The sequence below is a fragment of the uncultured Phascolarctobacterium sp. genome (genome assembly GCF_937920985.1).
Lineage (GTDB): Bacteria > Bacillota > Negativicutes > Acidaminococcales > Acidaminococcaceae > Phascolarctobacterium_A.
This window is the reverse complement of record NZ_CALDXR010000027.1, coordinates 48,421-70,937: the sequence shown is the minus strand read 5'-3', so window position 1 is coordinate 70,937 and position 22,517 is coordinate 48,421. Positions and strand designations below refer to the sequence as shown.

22 protein-coding genes are annotated in these 22,517 nt (G+C 48.1%); 2 read left to right on the top strand and 20 right to left on the bottom strand.

Features of this window, described 5'->3' with window-relative positions; all coding sequences use genetic code 11:
- Positions 1-641 precede the first annotated feature (641 nt).
- Positions 642-1,574 carry a 50S ribosomal protein L11 methyltransferase gene (gene prmA / locus Q0612_RS04770; protein WP_298881413.1) on the bottom strand — a complete coding sequence of 311 codons (933 nt, stop codon included), beginning with the start codon at positions 1,572-1,574 and terminating at the stop codon, positions 642-644.
- A gap of 174 nt (positions 1,575-1,748) precedes the next feature.
- Between prmA and Q0612_RS04765 the strand changes: the two genes are divergently transcribed.
- The gene (locus Q0612_RS04765; protein WP_298881410.1) at positions 1,749-3,065 is read left to right on the top strand and encodes an ATP-binding protein; all 1,317 of its coding nucleotides are present in this window, start codon (positions 1,749-1,751) and stop codon (positions 3,063-3,065) included.
- A 102-nt stretch (positions 3,066-3,167) separates the two neighbouring features.
- Entirely contained in the window at positions 3,168-4,385 is a 1,218-nt protein-coding gene (ilvA, locus tag Q0612_RS04760; RefSeq protein ID WP_293390945.1) for a threonine ammonia-lyase, read from the top strand.
- A gap of 195 nt (positions 4,386-4,580) precedes the next feature.
- Here the strand turns inward: ilvA and glmS are convergent, their stop codons facing one another.
- The 19 genes from glmS to miaA form a co-directional block, all read right to left on the bottom strand.
- Positions 4,581-6,419, bottom strand: a complete 1,839-nt coding sequence (gene glmS, locus Q0612_RS04755; protein ID WP_298881406.1) for a glutamine--fructose-6-phosphate transaminase (isomerizing) — start codon at positions 6,417-6,419, stop codon at positions 4,581-4,583.
- Between the two features lie 41 nt (positions 6,420-6,460).
- Entirely contained in the window at positions 6,461-7,477 is a 1,017-nt protein-coding gene (gene galE / locus Q0612_RS04750) for a UDP-glucose 4-epimerase GalE (RefSeq protein ID WP_021720009.1), read from the bottom strand.
- Positions 7,478-7,593: 116 nt separating this feature from the next.
- Entirely contained in the window at positions 7,594-8,178 is a 585-nt protein-coding gene (locus Q0612_RS04745; protein ID WP_298881398.1) for a hypothetical protein, read from the bottom strand.
- A gap of 16 nt (positions 8,179-8,194) precedes the next feature.
- The gene (gene udp / locus Q0612_RS04740; protein WP_298881395.1) at positions 8,195-8,995 is read right to left on the bottom strand and encodes a uridine phosphorylase; all 801 of its coding nucleotides are present in this window, start codon (positions 8,993-8,995) and stop codon (positions 8,195-8,197) included.
- Between the two features lie 14 nt (positions 8,996-9,009).
- Complete coding sequence (locus tag Q0612_RS04735; RefSeq protein ID WP_298881392.1) at positions 9,010-10,233, bottom strand: phosphopentomutase; 1,224 nt, start codon at positions 10,231-10,233, stop codon at positions 9,010-9,012.
- Positions 10,234-10,298: 65 nt separating this feature from the next.
- A complete protein-coding gene (locus Q0612_RS04730; protein WP_298881388.1) occupies positions 10,299-10,937 on the bottom strand; it encodes a lactate utilization protein in 639 nt (212 codons plus the stop codon).
- A gap of 37 nt (positions 10,938-10,974) precedes the next feature.
- Positions 10,975-11,526: a bifunctional pyr operon transcriptional regulator/uracil phosphoribosyltransferase PyrR gene (pyrR, locus tag Q0612_RS04725; RefSeq protein WP_021720014.1), complete on the bottom strand. Its 552-nt coding sequence runs from the start codon at positions 11,524-11,526 to the stop codon at positions 10,975-10,977.
- 69 nt (positions 11,527-11,595) lie between these two features.
- On the bottom strand, positions 11,596-12,540 hold the full coding sequence (locus Q0612_RS04720; protein WP_298881379.1) for an RluA family pseudouridine synthase: 945 nt from the start codon (positions 12,538-12,540) through the stop codon (positions 11,596-11,598).
- Complete coding sequence (gene lspA, locus Q0612_RS04715; RefSeq protein WP_298881374.1) at positions 12,498-12,947, bottom strand: signal peptidase II; 450 nt, start codon at positions 12,945-12,947, stop codon at positions 12,498-12,500. The genes Q0612_RS04720 and lspA overlap by 43 nt, the downstream gene beginning before the upstream one ends.
- 124 nt (positions 12,948-13,071) lie before the next feature.
- A complete protein-coding gene (locus Q0612_RS04710; RefSeq protein ID WP_298881370.1) occupies positions 13,072-14,466 on the bottom strand; it encodes a sodium:alanine symporter family protein in 1,395 nt (464 codons plus the stop codon).
- Between the two features lie 245 nt (positions 14,467-14,711).
- Positions 14,712-15,224 carry a cob(I)yrinic acid a,c-diamide adenosyltransferase gene (locus tag Q0612_RS04705; protein ID WP_298881366.1) on the bottom strand — a complete coding sequence of 171 codons (513 nt, stop codon included), beginning with the start codon at positions 15,222-15,224 and terminating at the stop codon, positions 14,712-14,714.
- A 72-nt stretch (positions 15,225-15,296) separates the two neighbouring features.
- Positions 15,297-15,710 carry a nucleoside-diphosphate kinase gene (gene ndk / locus Q0612_RS04700; protein ID WP_009145907.1) on the bottom strand — a complete coding sequence of 138 codons (414 nt, stop codon included), beginning with the start codon at positions 15,708-15,710 and terminating at the stop codon, positions 15,297-15,299.
- 80 nt (positions 15,711-15,790) lie between these two features.
- The gene (gene htpX / locus Q0612_RS04695) at positions 15,791-16,633 is read right to left on the bottom strand and encodes a zinc metalloprotease HtpX (protein ID WP_298881363.1); all 843 of its coding nucleotides are present in this window, start codon (positions 16,631-16,633) and stop codon (positions 15,791-15,793) included.
- 96 nt (positions 16,634-16,729) lie between these two features.
- A complete protein-coding gene (locus Q0612_RS04690) occupies positions 16,730-17,164 on the bottom strand; it encodes a type II toxin-antitoxin system RatA family toxin (RefSeq protein WP_009145909.1) in 435 nt (144 codons plus the stop codon).
- Between the two features lie 14 nt (positions 17,165-17,178).
- Positions 17,179-18,426, bottom strand: coding sequence for an aminotransferase class III-fold pyridoxal phosphate-dependent enzyme (locus tag Q0612_RS04685; RefSeq protein WP_298881359.1), 1,248 nt, complete (start codon positions 18,424-18,426; stop codon positions 17,179-17,181).
- A 530-nt stretch (positions 18,427-18,956) separates the two neighbouring features.
- Positions 18,957-20,228, bottom strand: coding sequence for a divergent polysaccharide deacetylase family protein (locus tag Q0612_RS04680; RefSeq protein ID WP_298881356.1), 1,272 nt, complete (start codon positions 20,226-20,228; stop codon positions 18,957-18,959).
- 14 nt (positions 20,229-20,242) lie between these two features.
- Positions 20,243-21,136, bottom strand: coding sequence for a site-specific tyrosine recombinase XerD (xerD, locus tag Q0612_RS04675; RefSeq protein ID WP_298881353.1), 894 nt, complete (start codon positions 21,134-21,136; stop codon positions 20,243-20,245).
- A 112-nt stretch (positions 21,137-21,248) separates the two neighbouring features.
- A complete protein-coding gene (gene hfq / locus Q0612_RS04670; RefSeq protein WP_210684039.1) occupies positions 21,249-21,500 on the bottom strand; it encodes an RNA chaperone Hfq in 252 nt (83 codons plus the stop codon).
- Between the two features lie 79 nt (positions 21,501-21,579).
- Positions 21,580-22,515, bottom strand: coding sequence for a tRNA (adenosine(37)-N6)-dimethylallyltransferase MiaA (gene miaA / locus Q0612_RS04665; RefSeq protein WP_298881349.1), 936 nt, complete (start codon positions 22,513-22,515; stop codon positions 21,580-21,582).
- Positions 22,516-22,517: the final 2 nt, after the last annotated feature.

Sequence of the window (22,517 nt, the reverse complement as noted above, 5' to 3'; positions counted from 1 at the left end):
GACAAGAGAGGCTCCCCTCGGGGGGAGCTGTCGCCTGTAAGGCGACTGAGAGGGGTCTGCTGTTTCTGCTCTTATGAATAGCTTTTGTTATTCACTGCCCCTCTCCGTCATCGCTGCGCGATGCCACCTCTCCCCTAGGAGAGGCAAAAAAAATCACAAAGGACAAGAGAGGCTCCCCTCGGGGGGAGCTGTCGCCTGTAAGGCGACTGAGAGGGGACTGCTTAAAGCCCTAACAAGCAATTAATATATCGCAGTGAAAACATAAAAATTTTAGGGAATGAGTGTCTGGAACCATAGAATTGTCGCAACTGTTTGAGCGATAAGCTGACTACTGTAGCAAAATCTCTTAGCATAGCGCGAGTTTTGCGGCACTTCGTCCTGGTTCCACACGAAATTACCGTCCGCAAATCGCTTCTTCATATTTAGCATCAAATATATAACTCAGCAAGCGATTCGCGGGAAAATTTTTCGTTGCAACGCGATATATTAATTGCGACGCCCTCGCTTCCCCCCTTCCGCCTCACTACGTTCGGCACCTTCCCTATACTAAGACCCATTTTTCATAAAATGAAAAATGTTGGTCGTGTTATACTCGAAGAGTGCAAGGGGCAGGCAAGAAGGACTGCTTAAAGCACAACTTCTTACTTCTTCTTCATTTGCATAACAACCCAGCCGCCGCGATGGTCAACCGCATCAACATAAAGGCCCTGCGCCTGCGCAGCAGCCTCCACATCCGGCATGCGTTCCTCAATAATACCGCTCGCCAAAAGCACACCATCGTCATTCAGCTTCTGCGGAATATCCTGCAGCAGCATAATAACAATATCAGCAATAATATTAGCGATAATTACATCAGCCTTGCCCTCGGTGCCATGCAGCAAATCGCCCTCGCGCACCTCAATCTGCTCGCTCAGGCCATTGTCCGCAACATTCTCCTTCGCCACGCGCACTGCCACGCCGTCAATATCCACAGCCTTAACAGACTTAGCGCCCAGCATCGCCGCAGCAATCGCCAGAATGCCGCTGCCGGTACCAACGTCAAACACTGTAGAATCAGGCGTAATAACCTTCTCCAAGCGCTCCATCATCATATTGGTAGTGTGGTGCGTGCCTGTGCCGAAAGCCATACCCGGATCAATTTCAATAACATGCTCGCCTTCCTTAGGAGCATACTCCTCCCAGCTCGGCTTAATAACAAGGCTCTTGCCCACATGAGTAACATGGAAATACTGCTTCCATTCGTTAGCCCAATCCTGCTCGCTCACCTTGCGGAAGCGCGTATTGCCAAAGCGATACTTGCCAATGCGCTCCTCAATCAGCGCCAGCTGCTCGTCAATCTCCGCCAAGCGTTTTTCCAGCTTCTCATCATCAGCATAATAAGCGCTGACTGTAACAACCTCGGTATTCTCCTGCTCCGGGATATCGCACAGCTCCCAGGTACCGCTGTTGCGCAAATCATTAATCAGCTGCGGATCCTCAATCGCAACTCCCTTGGAACCGATGCTCGTCAGCATATCTGCTACGGCCTCAACTGCTTCATGCGTTACCGCTACATTAACTTCTATCCACTGCATTTTCTGCACTCCTTTATAATTTATATTCATTTTATTATACAACAGAAAAGCCTCGCATTTCAACACGCCATTTTATCTCTGCCGTTAGAAAAAATTTGCTTTAATTTTAGTTTACATTTGCTATAATTATCTTAAAGATGCTTTTTCTATATTATTTTTAAGGAATGATGTTATATGCAGATTCAAGATTTGATTATCCTTATCTATATTATCCTGCGCGTTGCCCCCAGCTCTTATCTATGCTACTATCCCTTTTTGGAAGACCTGCGCTTATCAAAAAAAGCAGCAATATGCGGCTTTTTTGCTATTATTCTCATAGAATGGGGCATTTTCATCTTCACCGGACGCAATTTCGATAAGCTGCCGACATTATATGGCGTTTACCTGCTCTACATATTCTACTACTTCGCCATCGTAAAAGGTAATAAAAGTAAACAGCTTTTTTGCATCCTGCTCTCAGGCAATTTTGAAAATGTGCTGCAGACACTGGCTATGCTCGCCGAACGCTTCTCGCCCACTCCCGGCTACTACTATGCTACCGCCACCTTCGTGCTCCTGCTGGCACAATCAGCTTATTTTTCCTGGTTCTACTTTACTGTAAAAAAATTTAAGCAACTCTTTCGCAGCACTAAATACAATAAGATTATCAACTATTCCAACTATATTTTAGCTTTTAACTTCGTTACCCTGGTACTCATCCGCAATTTTTCCGAACCACGCACCTGGAATCTTTTCTTTGCCCGCTTTCTGTGCATCATGCCGCTCTTCTTCTTTGTTTGCATGATGATGGATCTGCTGAAGGAAAAAATTGATAACAAGATGATGTCTGTCAAGCTCAGCTCACTGGAAGAACTGCGTCGTAACGAAAAGCCTTACTACGATTTTGTTATCGAAACCTGGCAGAAATCACGCCGCTTGCGCCATGACCAAAAGCATCTCGCGGTTATGCTCAACCAGCTTTATGAAGAAAAACAGTTTGATAAGCTTGGTCAGCATCTGCGTGCTATCCTTAAATATACCGAAACGCTGCAAACAGTAAAGCTTTATGGCAACGAACCCATCGACGGCCTTATCGGCTACTGGCAAATGCAGGCACAGGAAAAAGGCATCCCCTTTGCTTTAGATATCAGCTTCAGCAAAATCAAAATCAACGATATTGATCTGGCCATTATTTTAGGCAATGCTTTGGAAAACGCTTTTACCGCAGTTACCGAAGACTGTAAGACACAGCACAGCAATTGCTATGTTAATGTCAAAATAAAAGAAAGAGCCTCTACACTGTTGATAGAAGTTGTTAATTCCTTCAGCGGTAACATCGTGCGTTATAATGACCAGTTTTATTCCGCCAAGCGCGACTACAAGGAACCTGGCACCGGACTGGAAAACATCAGGATGATTTGCGAAAAATACGCAGGCAGCAATAATATAAGCTTTGACAACCAAAGCTTCAAGCTGCAGCTGATGCTGGCAAACACGCACTTAGAAAGTTAACCCTTGACGCAAAAACTAAAAGTGCTTATACTAAAATAGATTGTAGCTTTTGCACAGTCTATTTTTGTATTTTTATTAAGGGAAAGAAAAGAAGGTAACCAAATGCTCTCATTAGACAAAATTTATCACGCAGCCTTCATCCTTAAAAGCGTAGCACGTAAAACAGATTTAATAGCTGCTCCGCATTTAAGCGAAGGCAACAACTTGTATCTGAAAACAGAAAACCTGCAGGTAACAGGCAGCTTCAAGGTACGCGGTGCCTACTACAAAATCAGCCAGCTGACACCTGAAGAAGCAAGCAAAGGCGTAATCGCCTGCAGCGCCGGCAACCACGCACAGGGCGTAGCCTTGGCTGCAACCAGCATGGGCATCAAAAGCGTCATCTGCATGCCGGACGGCGCACCGATTATGAAGGTAGAAAATACCAAGCGCCTCGGCGCACAAGTGGAGCTTGTTCCCGGTGCCTACGACGAAGCACATGACCGCGCCGTACAGCTGCAGGAGGAAACAGGCATGACCTTTATTCATCCATATGATGATGAGCTTGTCATTGCCGGTCAGGGCAGCATCGGCCTGGAAATTTTAGACCAGCTGCCGGATGTAGAAGCAGTAATCGTACCGATTGGCGGCGGCGGTCTTATCAGCGGCGTAGCCTTCGCTATCAAAAGCCTGCGTCCGGAGGTTAAGGTTTACGGCGTGCAGGCAGCAGGTGCAGCCAGCATGTTCAAAGCCTTCCACGACCATAAATACGAAACATTAGATCACGTCAGCACATTCGCCGACGGCATTGCTGTAAAAACGCCGGGTGAAAACACCTACGAGCTCATCAGCAAATATGTTGACGATATCGTTACCGTCAGCGAGGACGAAATCGCAACTGCAATTTTAACCCTGATTGAAAAGCAGAAGCTGATTGCCGAAGGTGCAGGCGCAACTCCGGTAGCAGCAGCGCTGTTCGATAAGCTGCCGATTAAGGGCAAGAAAACAGTCTGCGTTGTATCCGGCGGTAACATCGACGTTAATATTCTTTCGCGTGTTATCACCCGCGGTCAGGTTACCAGCGGCCGCAGAGTCAACCTTGTTATCATGCTGGAGGACCGTCCGGGCCAGCTGCTCAAGGTCAGCGAGATTATCAGTCAATGCGGTGCCAACGTTGTCGGCGTACACCACAACCGCAGCGATGCCAACATGGCCATCACCGGCTGCTTCCTCAAGCTGGAGCTGGAAACACGTGATGCCGCACAAATCAAAGAAATCGAAGACAAGCTGACGGCAGCAGGCTTCAAGCTGGTCAGCGACCAAACTGCAGCACAGCATTAACAACAAAAAAATTACCACAGCCTACATAAAATGTAAGCTGTGGTTTTTTTGCATAGTTTGCGATTTTTAGGCGTTATATTCCTCTATCTCTCAAGAGTGGGGAGAATGTATCAGAGGCGATGCGAAGCCGACGAACGCGTACTTTTAGTACGTGGAGGAGGGTTTGCGATGCATATGATGCATTACACCCCACTCTTATTCTACGGTAACGCTCTTAGCCAAATTCCTAGGTTTATCTACGTCTAATCCTTTAGAAACACTCACATAATAACCCATAAGCTGCAGCGGAATAACTGCCAAGCTGGTCATGAAATGCTCGTCAGTCTTAGGAATATACACTGTGAAATCAGCGGTATCCTCAATGTTATAGTTACCATAGGTAGTCAGGCCCATCAGATAAGCGCCACGGCTGCGGCACTCTACCATGTTGCTGACAGTCTTTTCGTAAAGCTCGCTTTGAGTCAGTACGCCGATAACAAGAGTACCGTCCTCAATCAGGCTGATAGTGCCGTGCTTCAGTTCGCCGGCAGCATAAGCCTCACTGTGGATGTAGGAAATTTCCTTCATCTTCAGGCTGCCTTCAAGGCTAACAGCGTAATCCAGACCACGGCCGATAAAGAAGATATCCTTAGCGTTTACCTGTTTAGCTGCAAACCATTGGATACGTTCCTTATCTTCAATAATCTTTTGGATTTTATCCGGCAGCTGTGCCATTTCCTGAATCAGTTCCAGATATTTAGCTTCATCAATAGTACCGCGAACCATAGCAAACTGAATTGCCAGGCAGTAAGCAGCAATCAGCTGAGTGCTGTAAGCCTTAGTAGTTGCAACGGCAATTTCCGGACCTGCCAGAGTATAGAAAACATTATCAGCTTCGCGGGCAATGGAGCTGCCTACTACGTTGACGATGCCAAGAGTTTTGATGCCCTTTTCTTTAGCCAGACGCAGAGCTGCCAGGCTGTCGGCGGTTTCGCCGGACTGGCTGACAATGATAACCAGCTCGTTCTTGCTCAGCAGAGGCTTGCGGTATCTGAACTCGGAAGCCAGCTCGGTACGAACCGGAATCTGTGCCAGATCCTCAATTACATATTGCGCTGCCACACCTACATGGTAAGCACTGCCGCAGGCAACTATGCAGATCTGGTCAATCTTTTTGATATCCTCGTCGCTGAGGCCGACAGCGCTCATATCCAGCTTGCCGTCAACCAGTACGGAATTCAGAGTATCGCGTACTGCCTTGGGCTGCTCGTGGATTTCCTTCATCATGAAATGTTCAAAGCCTGCTTTTTCGGCAGCTTCGGCATCCCATTTGATTTCGGTCAACGGTTTTTCGATTACTTCTTCATCAACGTTGTAGAAGGTAACCTCGCCGTTAGCCAGACGAGCCATTTCCAGATTGCCAATGTAATATACCTTGCGGGTGTATTTCAAAATAGCAGGAACGTCGCTGGCAACATAGCATTCGCCGTCCTGCACGCCGATGATCATTGGGCTGTCCTTACGGGCAACATAAATTTCGCCGGGATATTCCTTGAACATTACTGCCAAAGCATAGGAGCCGCGCATACGGATCATAGCATGGCTCAAAGCATCAGTCGGAGTATGCTCATATTTTTTATAGTAGTAGTCAATCAGCTTAACGGCAACCTCGGTATCAGTCTGAGAATAGAAGGTGTAGCCATTGTGCATCAGCTTTTCCTTCAGCTCCTGATAGTTTTCGATAATACCGTTGTGTACGGCAACTACATTGCCATCAGCACTGGCATGCGGATGCGCATTAGTTTCGGAAGGTTCGCCATGGGTTGCCCATCTGGTATGACCGATACCACAGGTACCAATGAGGCTTTGTCCGCCATTAGTTTTGGCATAAAGCTCCTTCAGACGACCTTTAGCTTTAACAATCTGCACCTGTGCACTGCCATCGCGCACTGCGAGGCCGGCAGAATCGTAACCACGATATTCAAGCTTAGACAGACCATCTAACAGAATAGGTGCTGCCTGCTTATTTCCACAAAATCCAACAATACCACACATAAATACTTTTCCTCTTTTTCTACTATTTTTTTCTTTTTGCCTTATGCTTCAAAGCCATTAGGGTTGTTCTTCTGCCAGTTCCAGGAATCGCGGCACATGTCCTCAATACCCAGCTCTGCCTTCCAGCCAAGCTTTTCCCACGCCTTTGACGGATCTGAATAGCAGGTGGCAATATCCCCTGCACGACGTTGGTCAATTACATAAGGTATCTTAATTCCAGTAGCCTTTTCAAATGCTTTGACTAAATCCAGCACTGAATAGCCAATACCTGTACCAAGATTATACACCTCTACGCCGCATTTGTCATCTATTGCCTGCAAAGCTTTCACATGACCTTTAGCCAAATCCACTACATGAATAAAGTCACGCACGCCAGTACCATCAGGAGTGGGATAATCATTACCAAAAACATGCAGACGCTCCAGCTTGCCAACAGCTACCTGAGTAATATACGGCATCAGGTTATTGGGAATGCCATTGGGATTTTCGCCAATCAGACCGGAGCTATGCGCACCGATAGGGTTAAAGTAACGCAGCAGAACCACATTCCACTCCTGATCAGCTACATACATATCACAAAGTATTTGCTCCAGCATCGACTTTGTCTGGCCATAAGGATTAGTGCACTGCCCTTTAGGACAGGTTTCCGGAATAGGCACTACAGCAGGATTACCGTAAACAGTAGCCGAAGAGCTGAAAATAATATTCTTACAGCCTGCTTTACGCATTACGTCCAGCAGTACCAGAGTACCGGAAATATTGTTCTCATAATACTCCAATGGCTTCTGTACCGATTCGCCCACTGCTTTCAAACCGGCGAAATGAATACAGCAGTCAAAGCTATGCTCATCAAAAACTTTTTGCAGGCCGGCACGATCCCTGATATCAGTTTCATAAAAAGGGATTTGCTGACCGGTGATTTTTTCTACACGCTGCAGTGCCAGCCTGCTGGAATTAACAAGATTATCTACTACTACAACACTGTGACCAGCTTTAAGCAGTTCAATGACAGTATGCGAGCCGATGTAACCAGCTCCGCCTGTGACTAAAATATGCATTTTTCACCTCAATTTTTTCGCATCAGGCAGCTATTAATTTCTGCCTACAGTATTATTTTACAACCTGTCGCCTTAAACTAAGGTGAACAAGCTAACTGTTTTTTCATAATTTCTGTTTAACTGCCGATAATCGGCTTATTTTCCATCGTATTTACCAGCTTAGAAAGCTGCCATTTTATTGTTTCCGCCGGCTTTTCATAATTACCCATTTCACGCAGCCCGCTTTCACGCACGCGTTTCTTCAGCAGCTTATTGCCATCCTTTTTATATACAAAAAGGTCTGCATCCGCTACAACACGCACATAGGTATCGTGATCAAAGCGGAATCCCCAGCCGCTGACAAGGCTTTCATCCATTTCATAGATGCGTGCAACAACCAGCACATCCATTTTGCTTTTTTCCGCCAAAGCGGCTAAAGATGATGCATCCAGCTTTACGCCGTCACGCACTGCCCTGCTCACCAGCATCTGAGGCTCGCCGCCATCTATGATTTGATAATCAGGAAAGCGATAGGCCAACTTGACCATCTGACGCCATTCTTTATAAACAGCACCATCCACACCGCCATCCTGGTCGATTACCACAAAGCCCACAGGACGCTCCGCAAAATCTGCCCGCGCAGTCTGCGGCATAAAAGTGGCAAGCAAAGCTACAGACATCAGCAAAAAGCAGACATGCAGCAGCCATTTAATATTTTTCATAAGAATCACCTGCCTCTTACTCAGCTGCCTCCGCCAGCAGCAGCTCGACAGCTCCGCGTGTCACCTGCACCATGTAGCCAAAAGCACGCTGATAAACATCAGGCGGCGCCACGCTTTCGCTCTGCGTGCGCTTAACTACCACGCCGCAGACAGCGCCTGCCTCTAAGCCTAAAGCCTGCGAGGTTACGAACAAAGCGGAGGTTTCCATTTCATAATTCAGCACTCCCAATGCCTGCCATTCCTGCATCGTCCCGCGGAAGCGGCGCGGCACATAGCCGGTGAAGCTGTCATAGCGCTCCTGCCCCGGCCAGAAGGTGTCGCTGGAGGCAGCAATGCCCAAGTGATAGGGCGCACCGGCACTTTTGGCTGCCACCACCAGTGCCGTTGTCACATCAAAGCTGGCAACGGCGGGAAACTCCAACGGCGCATAATGCTGCGAGGTGCCGTCAAGGCGAACGGCAGCCTTATCAATAATAATATCACCGAGATTAACCTTTTCCTGTATCGTTCCCGTCGTACCGAAGCGGATGAGCTTTTTGATGCCCATACGCGCCAGCTCTTCCAGACAAATTGCTACGGAAGGACCGCCCATACCCGTAGAGCAGACAAGTACCGGAGTATCGCTGATTTTAGTCAGCCAGCTGGTGTATTCGCGATGGCTGGCAATAAAGCTTGCATCACTGCCTAAGGCCTTAGCCAAAGGCTCCACACGTCCGGGGTCACCGGGAAGCACGGCAACAGTTGCGCCCTGCAGCTGCACCGCCGAAAAACCTACATGGTATAAAATCTCCTCAGGTGCTGCGTAATGTTTGCTCATATTGTCCACCTCTTTCAAAACAAGTCCGCTTTAGTTCCGGTAAGGGTTGGTTCTATTTTCATATAATCGGCAATCGTCTGTCCTATATCGGCAAAGGTCTGCATAGGCGCAAGCTGCTTGCAGGCAATGCCTGCTCCCGAAAAAAGTACGGGGATTTTTTCGCGCGTATGATCCGTGCCGCTCCAGCTCGGGTCATTTCCATGATCCGCCGTCATCAGCAGCAAATCGTCAGGACGCAGCAGAGAGGTAATTTCCGGCAGCCTGCTATCGAAATATTCCAGTGCCTCGCCATAGCCCTGAATATCACGGCGATGTCCGTAAGAAGAATCAAAGTCAACAAAATTAGTAAAGACAATGGTATTATCCGGAGCATCGGCCACAGCCTGCTTCGTTGCATCTACCAGCTTATCAAGGCCGCCTGCCGCATAATGCTTCGTAATGCCGCGATGTGCAAAAATGTCGGCAATCTTGCCTACAGCGTAGACGTTGCCGCCTGCTGCAACCATTTTATCAAGCAGCGTCGGCTGCGGTGCCGGTACTGCGTAATCGTGACGGTTGGTTGTGCGGGTAAAATCCGCAGCACAGGTGCCAACGAACGGACGCGCTATTACCCGGGCAATATTATACGGCTGCACCAGCTTAAAGGCCAGCTTGCACAAATCATACAAGCGCTCCAGGCCAAAGGCTTCCTCGTGCGCCGCTATCTGCAGTACACTGTCGGCGGAGGTATAAATAATCGGCTTGCCGCTTTTTATATGCTCCTCGCCCATCTCCTTGATGATTTCGGTACCGCTGGCATGACATTCGCCCAGCACGCCAGGCAAATTGCCCTGGCTGATGATTGCGTCTACCAGCTCCTGCGGAAAGCATTTCGGCACATCAGGAAAATAGCCCCAGTCAAATTTAACCGGCACACCGCTGATTTCCCAATGTCCGCTCAGCGTATCCTTACCGCGGCTGACCTCCTGCGCATAGGTATAAGCACCGATAGTATGCTCTGCTCCCAAGCCTGCCGGCAGTGCTTCGCCGCGGCTCAGCTCTGCAGCTGCCTGCAGTCCGCGCTCAGCCAGATGCGGTAAATGCAGCGGCTTCGGCGCTTCGCCTGCACGGCGCGGATTTTTTGCCAGCCAATCACAAATATGCCCTAAAGTATCTGCGCCCTTGTCGCCATAAGCATCAGCATCATGGGCGTAACCAATACCAAAGGAATCCAACAACAGAATAATAGTACGAGCCATTTTTTCACCTGCTTTCTTATGCAAAAGGGAGCTGCTAACACCTACGCTAAACAACTCCCCTAAAATCAGAACCCTAAGCTTTCACCGACTAAAATGACTTTAATGCGTCCCTTGCTGCGGCTTGTGCGTGTAATAACAATCTGCGAGCAGATGCAGTCCGCTGAAAGGCAATCACCGCAAAGGCCGGCTTTATAACAAGGTGTTTGCAGACCGGCAAACCTTTTGGCATTTATCGGCGCAGCCACATTGCGCGCTCTGTCCATAGCAGCCTCCAAGGAGCCTGTAACTTTATTCAGACCGGCAATAACCAGCACCTGCTTCGGTCCGAAAATCAAAGCGGCGCAACGGTTGCCGTTACCATCGATATTTACCAGCTGACCATCACTGCTGATGGCATTGCTGCTCATTAAATATGTATCACATAAAAGCGCCTGACGCATCAATTCTGTTTTTTCTTCCGGAGTTGCTGCTACAACTCTGTCGATAACCTTATTGCGCTCTTTAACTGCGTCCAAAAGGCCTATTTCATCAATCGTTACAGAACCGCCCCAGGAAACAACATCCTCCTGCGGAATCAGCGCCAAAGCCTGCTTAAGCGCTGCCTGCTTATCAGCACAGTAATAAGCATCAAAGCCACGCAGCTTCAATTTTTTTACCAAAGTTACGCCCAAAGCCTCATTGCGCAACATTTCAGCCTGCTGCATAGAATCTCCTCCTGTTCCATTAACAAGCTACTGTTGATTATTCTTCGATATCACCGATTGCTACTTCATCAATGCCGTCTTCCTCTGCCAGGTATACATTGATAGCTTCCTTATGGGAGGTAGGAACATTTTTGCCGGCAAAGTCAGCACGAATCGGCAGCTCGCGATGTCCGCGGTCAATAAGTACTGCCAGCTGAATAGCCTTCGGACGGCCCATATCCATAACCGCATCAAGAGCAGCGCGGATAGTACGACCGGTGTACAGCACATCATCAACAAGAATTACGGTTTTGCCGTTCAGATCCAGGTCAATTTCTGTACCGTGTACAATAGGATTATATGCAAGAGTAGACAGGTCATCACGATAAAGGGTAATATCCAGCATTCCTACCGGCAGCTCAACATTCTCTATATCTTTAATTGCTGCTGCCAAGCGTTCTGCGATAGGTACACCGCGGGTACGGATGCCGACAATGACAACATTGTCTACGCCCTTATTTCTTTCGATAATTTCATGAGAAATACGGACAATCGCACGGCGCATAGCCTCTGCATCCATAATAACATTCTTTTTAACAAAATTGCTCATTTGGCTCACCTCTTATTTTTATTCAGGCTTTTTAACCTGCTATCAAGACTGCCCTAAGGCAGAGCTCAACTAATTAAACTGTCCCAGGCGCAGGCGGGTAACAATCTTATGCATATCCTCCGGCAACGGAGCTTCAAAGCTCAAGCGTTCTCCCGTACGCGGGTGGGTAAATTCCAGTGTCTGCGAATGCAAAGCCTGTCCCTGAATGCTGAAGGGAGTTTTCATCGGAGAATATTTCGGGTCTCCTACCAAAGGATAGCCCAAATACTCCATGTGTACGCGAATCTGATGCGTGCGTCCCGTTCGCAGACGGCAGCGCACAATAGTATATTTGCCGAAGCGCTCCAGCACCTCATATTCGGTAACAGCATCACGTCCGCCTTCTTTGACAACCGCCATTTTCTTACGGTCGTTTTTATCACGGGCGATAAGCGTTTCAATCACGCCGCTGTCTGTCTTTATGTTGCCGCGTACTACAGCAAGATAGGTACGCTGGGCGGTTTTAGCCTGTATCTGCTGCGACAGAGAAAGATGCGCCGCATCATTCTTGGCACAAATCATAATACCGCTGGTATCCTTATCCAGACGGTGCACGATACCCGGGCGGATAACGCCGTTGATACCAGATAAGTTTTTGCAGTGATACAAAAGCGCATTGACCAGCGTTCCGTTTAAATTGCCTGCCGCCGGGTGGACTACCATCCCGCGCGCTTTGTTGACAACAACAACATCCTCATCCTCATAAATAATATCCAGAGGAATATTTTCCGGCTGTACATCCAAAGGCTGCGGCTCAGGCATAGTAACATCAATTTCGTCACCCAGACGCAGCTTGTAGTTGGATTTCAGCACCTTGCCGCCGCGCACAGCACGGCCCTCCTCCAGCAGCTTCTGCATATTCGAGCGTGTAAGCTCCAGCATTGCCGCCAAGCCTACATCGGCACGCTGTCCGGCCTCTTGTTCAGTTATAATCAATCGTTGCTGCTCAGCAGCTCCGTTTTCAATATGCTCCATATAATCAAACCTACTCCCACACAAATTGCTATATCGGCCACATTAAATATCGGCCAGATACGAAAATCAAAAAAGTCAATTACCACACCGCGTGTAGTGCGGTCAATCAAGTTACCCAAAGCACCGCCGGCAAAAAGCGCTGTTCCCCAGCAGGCCATTACGCCCATTTTAGTAATCTCCTCGCGCATATACCAGACACCGCCGATTACCGCAAGCGCAATCAACACGAACAGCCAACGACTGCCCTCCAGCATGCCGAAGGCAGCACCCGGATTCAGTATAAACGTCCAGTGAAATACATTATTAATCACCGGTACGCTCTCCCCTAACGCAAAATGTGTTACCACATAATACTTTGTTGCCTGGTCCAACAGAACCACCAGCAAAGCTAACAAACCATAAACCATTTTATTCTCCTATTATCTTGATATGTATATTATAACACACTAAAGACATAAAAATACAGATGACACAAAAACTTAATGAAAAAAAGCCATTGCATATTTCCGCAATGGCTTTCGTAAATACTAATTAATTATTTTCAGTTGCCAGATCTTCACGAATCTCAGCAAGCTGTTTGCGACGGCTGTGAACCTTTTCCCAATGCTCGAAGTACAGCTTGGTTTCTGCAACAACTACACCGCTCAGGCCCAGCAGAGCAATCAGGTTAGGAATAGCCATCAAACCGTTAACGATATCGGCAATAATCCAGATCATTTCCAGCTTCAGGAATACGCCCAGGCCTACCAGAATGATGTAACCGATACGGTAAGGCATGATGCATTTTACGCCGAAGAGATATTCTGCGCAACGCTCGCCGTAATAGCTCCAGCCGATAATAGTGGTGAAAGCGAAGAGCACAAGACCGCCGGTCAGGACATACTTGGCAACAGCCGGGAAAGCAGAAGCAAAAGCAGCCTCAGTCAGTGCAGCACCGTTCAGGTCGCCGGTCCAGGCACCGCTGACGATAATGGACAGGCCGGTCATGGTGCAGATGATGATGGTATCGATAAAGGTACCGGTCATAGAAACAAGGCCCTGTTCTGCAGGCCATTTGGTTTTTGCTGCAGCTGCTACGATAGGAGCAGAACCCAGACCGGATTCATTGGAATAAATGCCGCGGGCGATACCGCTGCGCATTGCCAGCATAATTCCGGCACCGGCAAAGCCGCCTGCTGCCGCAGTACCGTTGAAGGCACCGTCGATAACCAGCTTAATTGCAGCCGGCAGAGCATCAGCATAAAAGACCAGCACGGAAACGGTTGCGATAACATAAACAGCAGCCATGAAAGGAACAATCTTACTTGCTACGTTAGCAATGGATTGCAGACCGCCGATAATAACAACAGCTACAAGAACAGTCAGAACTGCTGCTACAACATATTCGGAAACACCGAAGGATACATTAACAATAGAGGTGATTGCATTTACCTGAGTAAAGGTACCGCTGCCCAGGCAGGCAGTCATAACACCGAAGATAGAGAACATTACAGCCAACGGCTTGAATTTTTTGCCTAAGCCCTGTTCAATGTAGTACATCGGACCGCCGGAGGCATTGCCGTTTTCGTCATAGGTACGATACTTAACAGCCAGTACGCCTTCAGAATATTTGGTTGCCATACCGAAGAAAGCAGCCAACCACATCCACAGCAGAGCACCGGGACCACCGAGCTTAATTGCCGTTGCTACGCCAACGATATTACCGGTGCCGACAGTTGCAGCCAAAGCAGTGCACAAAGCCTGAAAGCTGCTTACATCACCTTCGCCCTTGCTGCGGGCGGTAAAAATCAGCTGCAAGGCTTTAGGCAGCTTCATAACCTGAAGCAGGCCAAGACGGACGCTCATTAAAATGCCTGTGCCAATAAGCAGCAGCATCAAAGGCGGGCCCCAAATGAAGCCATCAATAGAATTCAAAATCTCCAACATAAAAAATTCCCCCCAGTAAAAATTTAAAACACGTTTACAATTTAAGGCTTTTTCCCGAAGCCCATGTATAGTATTGTAGCACATCAATATATAGTGTACAATACTTCGCACGATTGTATACACGTATTCTTCTTACCATGAGCGAATTATGTGACAATTCATCATTTGTCATAGCATAAAGCAAAAAGCCTCCGTCTGCGGCCAAAGGCCACAGGCAGAGGCTTCTATTCCTTAATCAGCAATGCTTATTTTACTTCGCATTCTACACGAGCCAGGATAAAGCACAAATCAGACAAACGGTTCAGGCAAACCAGAACATTGGAGTTAACCGGTTCGTTTTCAGCCAAACGCAGCAGGCAACGCTCGGCACGACGGGTAGTAGTGCGTGCGATGTCTAGGGCGGCAGCACCTACAGTATCGCCGGGGATAATGAAATGGCCCAGCGGCTGCAGCAGAGAATCAAACTTGTCGATTGTATCTTCAAACAGCTTAACGTGTTCTTCTTTGATGTAAGGTTCGGGCAGGTTGAGGCTGGCAATATCAGCCATCACAGACATGAGCAGCTTTTGTACATTGAAAATGGTTTCACGCACATCCTCACGCGTAACCTGAGCACGTGCCAAACCTAATGCCGAGGAAATTTCATCCACAGTACCATAGGCTTCTACACGCAGGCTTTGCTTGGGAACACGTTCTCCGGTGTACAAACCGGTAGTTCCTTTGTCACCGGTTCTGGTATAAACAGCAGCTTTCTTCATTTCTGCACCATCCTTTCCGTGAGAGTGTAACCCCTCTCAGTCAGCTCATGGCCGCCGAAAGGCTAAAGTTAATTAGTAAATTTCTTCCGGAGCGAAGAAGTTGTTGATTTCGCGTTCTGCAGCTTCCGGGCTGTCGGAACCGTGAACAATGTTTTCACCGATGCTCAGAGCGAAGTCGCCGCGGATAGAACCGGGAACTGCTTCAATCGGGTTGGTAGCACCGTTCAGTTGACGAACAGCTTTGATAGCGTTTTCGCCGCGGATTACAGCGCAAACCAGCGGAGCGGAGGTGATGAAGTCAACCAGTTCGCCGAAGAAGGGTTTGCCTTCATGCTCAGCATAGTGGAATTTAGCTTGAGCTTCGGTAACTTTAACCAGTTTCAGAGCTGCAACTTGCAGGCCTTTGTGTTCGAAACGAGCGATGATATCGCCAATCAGATTTTTCTTAACTCCATCGGGTTTTACGAGTACGAGTGTTTGTTCCATGTGTGAATCTCTCCTTAAAGTTTAATTAATTTTTTATACTAACCCAGTCACCGATGTGACTTAGAGGTATAGTTGAATTGTTAACGGATACCCATTTTTCTTGCCTGCTCACGCAGCAGCTGAACTCTTTCCTCGGTTGCGGGGTGAGTGCTGAAAAGCTGCTTGGCATCAACACCGGCAAAGGGGTTGATAATAAACATATGCGCAGTTGCTTCTGTAGCACCGGGCATTACGCGACGCTCCGCATAAGCTTCAATCTTCAGCAGGGCATCAGCCAGAGCGTTCGGATTGCCGCAAAGCTCACCGCCGGATTTATCAGCCATATATTCGCGGGAACGGGATACTGCCATCTGAATCAGCATGGCTGCCAGAGGCGCCAAAATTATAACCAGAATAGAAGCGATAGGATTACGGCTTTCGCCATCCTCATCACGAGCGCCGCCAAAGAACATACCCAATTGGGCAATCGTGGAAATAGCACCTGCCATAGAAGCGGCAATAGTGCTTACCAAAATATCACGATGCATAATGTGGCTCAGCTCATGACCTAAAACACCGGCCAGCTCTTCCTTGGTCAGCATATCTGCCAGCGCAGTATTTACCGCAACGGCAGCATGCTCCGGATTTCTGCCGGTAGCAAAAGCATTCGGCACAGGGCTGTCGATAATATAAACCTTCGGCATAGGAATATTGGCTTTTTTAGCCAGTTTTTCTACTATTCCGTACAGCTCCGGCGCACTGTTGCGGTCAACCTGTTGTGCATCGTAATGTGCCAGAAGCATCTTATCGCTGTTCCAATAAGCAAAGAAGTTCATTGCCACGCCTACAAAAAGCATTACGGTCATGCCGCGCAGACCACCGAAGAAGTCGCCCAGGAGCATCAGCAGCGCTGTCATTAACGCCATTAAAAACGCTGTTTTCATCTAAGTAATTTCCTCCTCATAAAAGACCTGCACTGTAAACAGGTACAGGCATTAATAGAATACATTTTCAACATATCTATTATAACAAGTAATTACTTATTTTTCAATTTGGGCCTTGATAGAGTTTAACATATTTTCACTGTTTTCACGAACTTTTTTCTTAAGAATAGGATTCAGGAGGCCGGCAATCATCGGAATACCGAACTCAAAATCAACTGCCAGCGTTACCTCGCAACCGTCAGCCTGCGGTGTAATAAGCCAGGAGCCTTCCATTTTCTTTAAATCACCCTCGGTCTGAGCGTAGGTAATTTTCAGCTCCTCAGGATAGAAGGTATCGCGCTCGGTCCAGACAATTTTGCGTCCGTCAACATTACTTACCCAGTGAGAAACAGTGTAATTCTCACCGCGCTCCAAGATTTCTACGCTTACCAGGTCATGCATAAAATTAGGGTAAGCAGCCATATCCTTGATAATATCATAAATTTTTGCACCATCGCCCTTGATGGTGGTTTTGCTCTCTACATAAGGCATAATCTTATCTCCTCTTATAAATCTTCAATAACATCCGCGGTTTCCTTAACAGCGCCTCTGAAGGCCTCTAGAACATGGTCGATAACCTCTTTAGGCATAATCAGCGGCGGCTCCATGCGGATAACCTTCGGATTGTTCAGTGTATAAGCAACAATAACGTGCTGGTTAATCATCAGGCTCATCAGCATACCGCCAGCGCCCTCTTTAGTCAGCTCAATACCGATCATCATACCACGACCGCGTACTTCCTTGATAACGGAAGGATATTCTGCAGCGATAGACTCCAGACCAGCCTTCAGATATGCACCAGCCTCACGACCGCGACGCAGCATATCCTCTTCCTTGATAGTCTTTATGGCTGCTACACCGGCAGCGCAGGCCAGCTGGTTGCCACCAAAGGTAGAGGTGTGCAGGAACGGTGCTTCAATCAGACCGGCCCAGGCACGAGGAGTACCGATAATCGCACCTATAGGCATTACGCCGCCGCCCAAAGCCTTAGCGCAGGCCATCAGGTCGGGAGTAACGCCGTCATGGTTAACGCCAAACCATTCGCCTGTACGACCAATACCGGTCTGTACCTCATCGGCAATCAGCAGAGCACCCTTCTTCTCGCAGATTTTCTTCACCTCGCGCAGGTAACCTGCCGGCGGAACAATAATGCCCCCCTCGCCCTGAACAGGCTCCAGGATAACAGCAGCAGTATCCTCATCAACAGCTGCCTCAACAGCTGCAGCGTTGCCGTATTCTACATGGGTAAAGCCATCCAGCAGCGGTTTAAACGGCTCGCGATACATATCACGTCCGGTAGCAGTTAAGCTGCCAAAGGTTTTGCCGTGAAAAGCATTCTTGGCAGCAACGAACTTTTTGCGTTTTGTTGCCAGACGTGCTACCTTCAGGCAGCCTTCAACGGATTCGGTACCGCTGTTGACAAAAAAGCTGTACTGCAGCTCACCGGGGGTAATCTCTGCCAGTGCCTCCGCCAAATCAGCCATCGGACGGTTGAACAGCACCTTGCCGCACATCGGCATAGCATGCAGCTCCTTTTCTACGGCCTCAACAACCTTCGGATGACGATGGCCTAAAGCAAACATACCGTAACCGCCCAGGCAGTCAATAAACTCCTGACCTTCGCTGTCGGTAATCGTCCAGCCCTCAGCATGACCTTCAATGCTTGCCAGGCCCATGAAGCGGAACAGCTTTGCCTGAGCAGGATTGATATACTTTTCATATTTACCGATTGTTTCTTCTACATAATTAGACATTTCCTTACCTCGATTCAGTTTATGTAAATTAGAGTTTTGCAAACAGAATATGTACTCATAAGAGCCTCTCCTTGGGGAGAGGTGGCATCGCGTAGCGATGACGGAGAGGGGTGTATCATTTTACCGTATAAAACACTATTCACGAACAATCCCCTCTCAGTCGCCTTTTAGGCGACAGCTCTCCCCAAGGAGAGCCAATTTTTCTTAAGAATTACAACTTTTGAACAACACACCAGAGCAAGCAACTGATATATCGTGTAGTGAATAAAAATTTTAGAAAATGAGTGTCTGGAACCATAGAAGCGGCGCAACTGTTTGAGCGCTATTCCGCACTCAGATTGCAAAAAATCTTAGCTTAGCGCGAGTTTTGCGGCGTTTCGTTCTGGTTCCACACGAAATTTGCGTTGTGCCCTATGGGCACGGGAAAATTTTTCTGAGCGAAACGATATTTTAGTTGCGCAGTTATCAAGCGAATATTTCTTACTATCTTCTTTCAGTTATGAAAGAAGTCGAATCCAAATACTAATATTTTAATACAGCAGCTCCGTCACGGGCACAAAAGTTACCCCCGTCCGTTTAAACTCCGCCGCATACATCTCCCAGCATTTAGCAGTATTCGGTCTGGCGTGGCAGATAGCAATAACACTGCCGTTCTTTTCCGCCATAGCGAAAGCCTTATATATCTGCTGACGAATCGCCTGCACGTCAGAGCTGTTATCCAAAAAGATATCATTGCGCGCAGTTGAAACTCCCAGCTGCTGCGCCATATTGCGTGCTACCGAAGCAGAATTTGTACGGCTGTCCACAAAAAACAGCTTCTGCCGCCGCAGCTCCTGCAAAACAACTCGCATAGTATCCTTATCAGCAGTCGCCTTCGAGCCCTGATGATTATTTACACCCATCACTCCCGGCAGACTGTTAAGCGCACGTCGCGTCAAGGACAACTTCTCCGCCGCAGACAAATCCGTACGAATAGTAGCAGCGCCCTCGCTCATCGCACTGCGGTCAATAGGCTCCATCGGCAGATGCAGCATCGGCACACAGCCCTTAGACTTTACCATCTCCAGAACATCGCTGCTGTACTGCTTATACGGCAATATAGCATAGCTGAACGGCAAACCGGTATTCAACAGCTTGCGCACCGGCGCCATATCATAACCGCAGTCATCAATAATAATGGCTACTTTTCCTCTGAATTGCCTGACGGTCCCCTGCTGCTCCTCTTCTGCCTTTTGCTCAGGTAAATCCTTGACATCCTTATCCTGCTTGGTCAGGTTACTATTATGGAAGAAAACAACAGTATCCGTCACAAAGCTTTTACTGCCTGCACCGGCCTTAACCTTAATACCAATTTCAGCCTTATAAGCATCCCGTTTTTTGTATTTGGCAGGCTTGCCGCTGATATAAACCAGTCCCGCCTGCTCCACCTTAGCCTGCAGCCAATCACCGGCACCGGTCAAGCTGGTGCTGGAGGGTACGCCAACTGCCAGCTCACGCTGGTTAATCTGCACCTTGGCACCGGATTCTTCAACCTCAACATCCTTTTTGCCATGATCATTTTCAATCAGCTGCCAATTATTTTTCTGCAGCAAAATATTATCCAGCAGACGCTGTGCCTCTATAGATTCATCCAGCAGACTTACCGTCTGCGGCTCGTCACCCTTCTTATCCAAAACATCCTTCTTGCTATTGCTTGTAGCATAAAAAAGTCCGCAGCCAATGGCAATAATCGCAATAACCGCTGTTAAAATCAGTACAGCATATTTACTGCCGGAGGATTTTTTCTTGCTTGCTTTTGTCATAGGTGTTCTCCTTTCTAAGCCCGTGGGTGCGTTTTATCATACACCTCACGCAAACGCTCCACATCAAGATGCGTATATATCTGCGTGGTGGAAATATCTGCATGTCCCAACAGCTCCTGCACTATGCGCAGGTCGGTGCCGTTATTTAAAAGATGCGTCGCAAAGGAATGACGCAGCATATGCGGTGTAACACGCTTGCTGATGCCTGCACTCTTGCCGTATGCCACAATAATTTCGTAAAAACGCTCCCGTGTCATCGGTCCGCCCCAGCCGGTTACAAAAAGCTCTGCAGCCGCATCCGGCTTACCATGCAGAAGCTGCGGACGTACCACAGACAAATAATGCTCCAAATAATGCAGCGCAGTACGGCCTAACGGCAGCATACGCTCCTTAGAGCCTTTGCCCATAACAATGACATACTGCATCTTCATATCAACATTCTTCACCGGCACATTTACCAGCTCCGAAACACGCATACCGGTAGCATATAACAGCTCCAGCATCGTCTTGTCGCGATAACCGTCCAAGGTTCCCAAATTAGGCTCATCCAAAAGCCTTTCTACCTCCTGAACGCTCAGCACCTTCGGCAAATGCAGACCCCTGCTCGCCGCCTCCAGCACCTCGGCAGGATTACGGCGGATATAACGCTCTGCCGTCAGAAAACGGTAAAACGCTTTTATCGAAGCCAGCTTGCGTGCTACCGTAGAAGCTGCACGTCCCTCCTGCTTCAAACGTACAAGATAGGCAATCAGCTGCTGTCGCGAAACCTGCAGCAGCTCTTCATCTGCTTTCAGCTGCAGGCTTTTCATCAGCAGGCGCAAATCACGCAGATACGCCAGCTGCGTATTTTTAGACAAGCCCAGCTCTACCATCAGATATTCCTGGAACAATGCCAGATAGTCAAACATAAAACCTGCCTCCACCCTACAAATCTGCCATTAGCAAAAATTCCTGGTGCATTCATCTTCAGAAAAAGAAAAACAACGCTGTTGCGCCGTTTTTCTTCATACCTATACTATATTAAAATTCTTTTTTCTCAGGCTGCATAATAGTAATATTAGTTGCCGGGGAAATAGTGGAAATAGCATGCTTGTACACAAGCTGCTGCTTGCCTTCGTTTTCAATAATAACGGTAAAATTGTCAAAGCCTCTTACCAAGCCACGAATTTGGAAGCCATTCATCAGATAGATAATAACACCCAGGTTTTCCTTACGAACATGGTTTAAAAAGCTGTCTTGCAAATTCATTGCGGGTTTTACTGAAGTAATCATTAAAAGCCCCTCCTACTCATTTCGTTATCTCCGGAAGCACAGATTCCTAAAAACCTACACTCCTCTTTATACTTATATTTTACACCGAAATGCCACTTTCTACAAGTATTTCGGAAATTTCTGCCACTGCCTGTTGATAATCAGGCTCATCATCCAAATGCAGCCAGTGAATATAAGGCATTTTTTTATACCAGGTAATCTGCCTTTTAGCAAAGTTACGCGTTGCCTGCTTCAGCTTGTCTACGGCAGCAGCGTAATCCATGCTGCCGTTAAGATACCACACCATCTGTCTGTAGCCGATGCTCTGCATTGACTGGCACTCGGGCACTACCCCCTGCTCCAGCAGGCTGCGCACCTCCTGCTCCAGACCGGCCTCCAGCATCAAATCCACACGTTTGTTGATGCGCTCGTACAGCGCCTGACGCTCCATCTCCAAGCCGATAACCACAGCATCATAAGGACTTTCCTGCGCACCGTACTGGTTGACAGCCTCGCCCTGCATAGCAGATTCCAGTGCACGGATAACGCGACGCACATTATTGGGATGAATGCGCTGCGCCTCCTGCGGCGCCAACTCCTGCAGGCGCGCATGCAGCGCCAGCGCGCCCTTTTCCTGTGCCTCGGCCTCCAGCCTGCGGCGCAGCTCGCTGTCCTCATCCGCATTATTAAAGGCATAATCCTCAAGCAACGCTTTTATGTACAGACCTGTACCGCCGGCAATTATCGGCAGATGTCCGCGCGCATTAATTTCCGTAATCAGCGCAGCTGCACGCTCCTTAAAATCTACAACGCTGAAGGAAGCATCCGGCGGCAGAATATCCACCAGATGATGCGGTACAGCCGCCAGTTCTTCAGCAGTAGGCTTCGCCGTACCGATATTCATATTTTTATAAACCAGCATTGAATCACCGGAAATTATTTCGCCCTGAAACTGCTTGGCAATCTCAATAGCGCAATGACTTTTTCCGGTTGCTGTCGCTCCTAAAATAACAACTACCTTGGTTTTTTGCAACATAA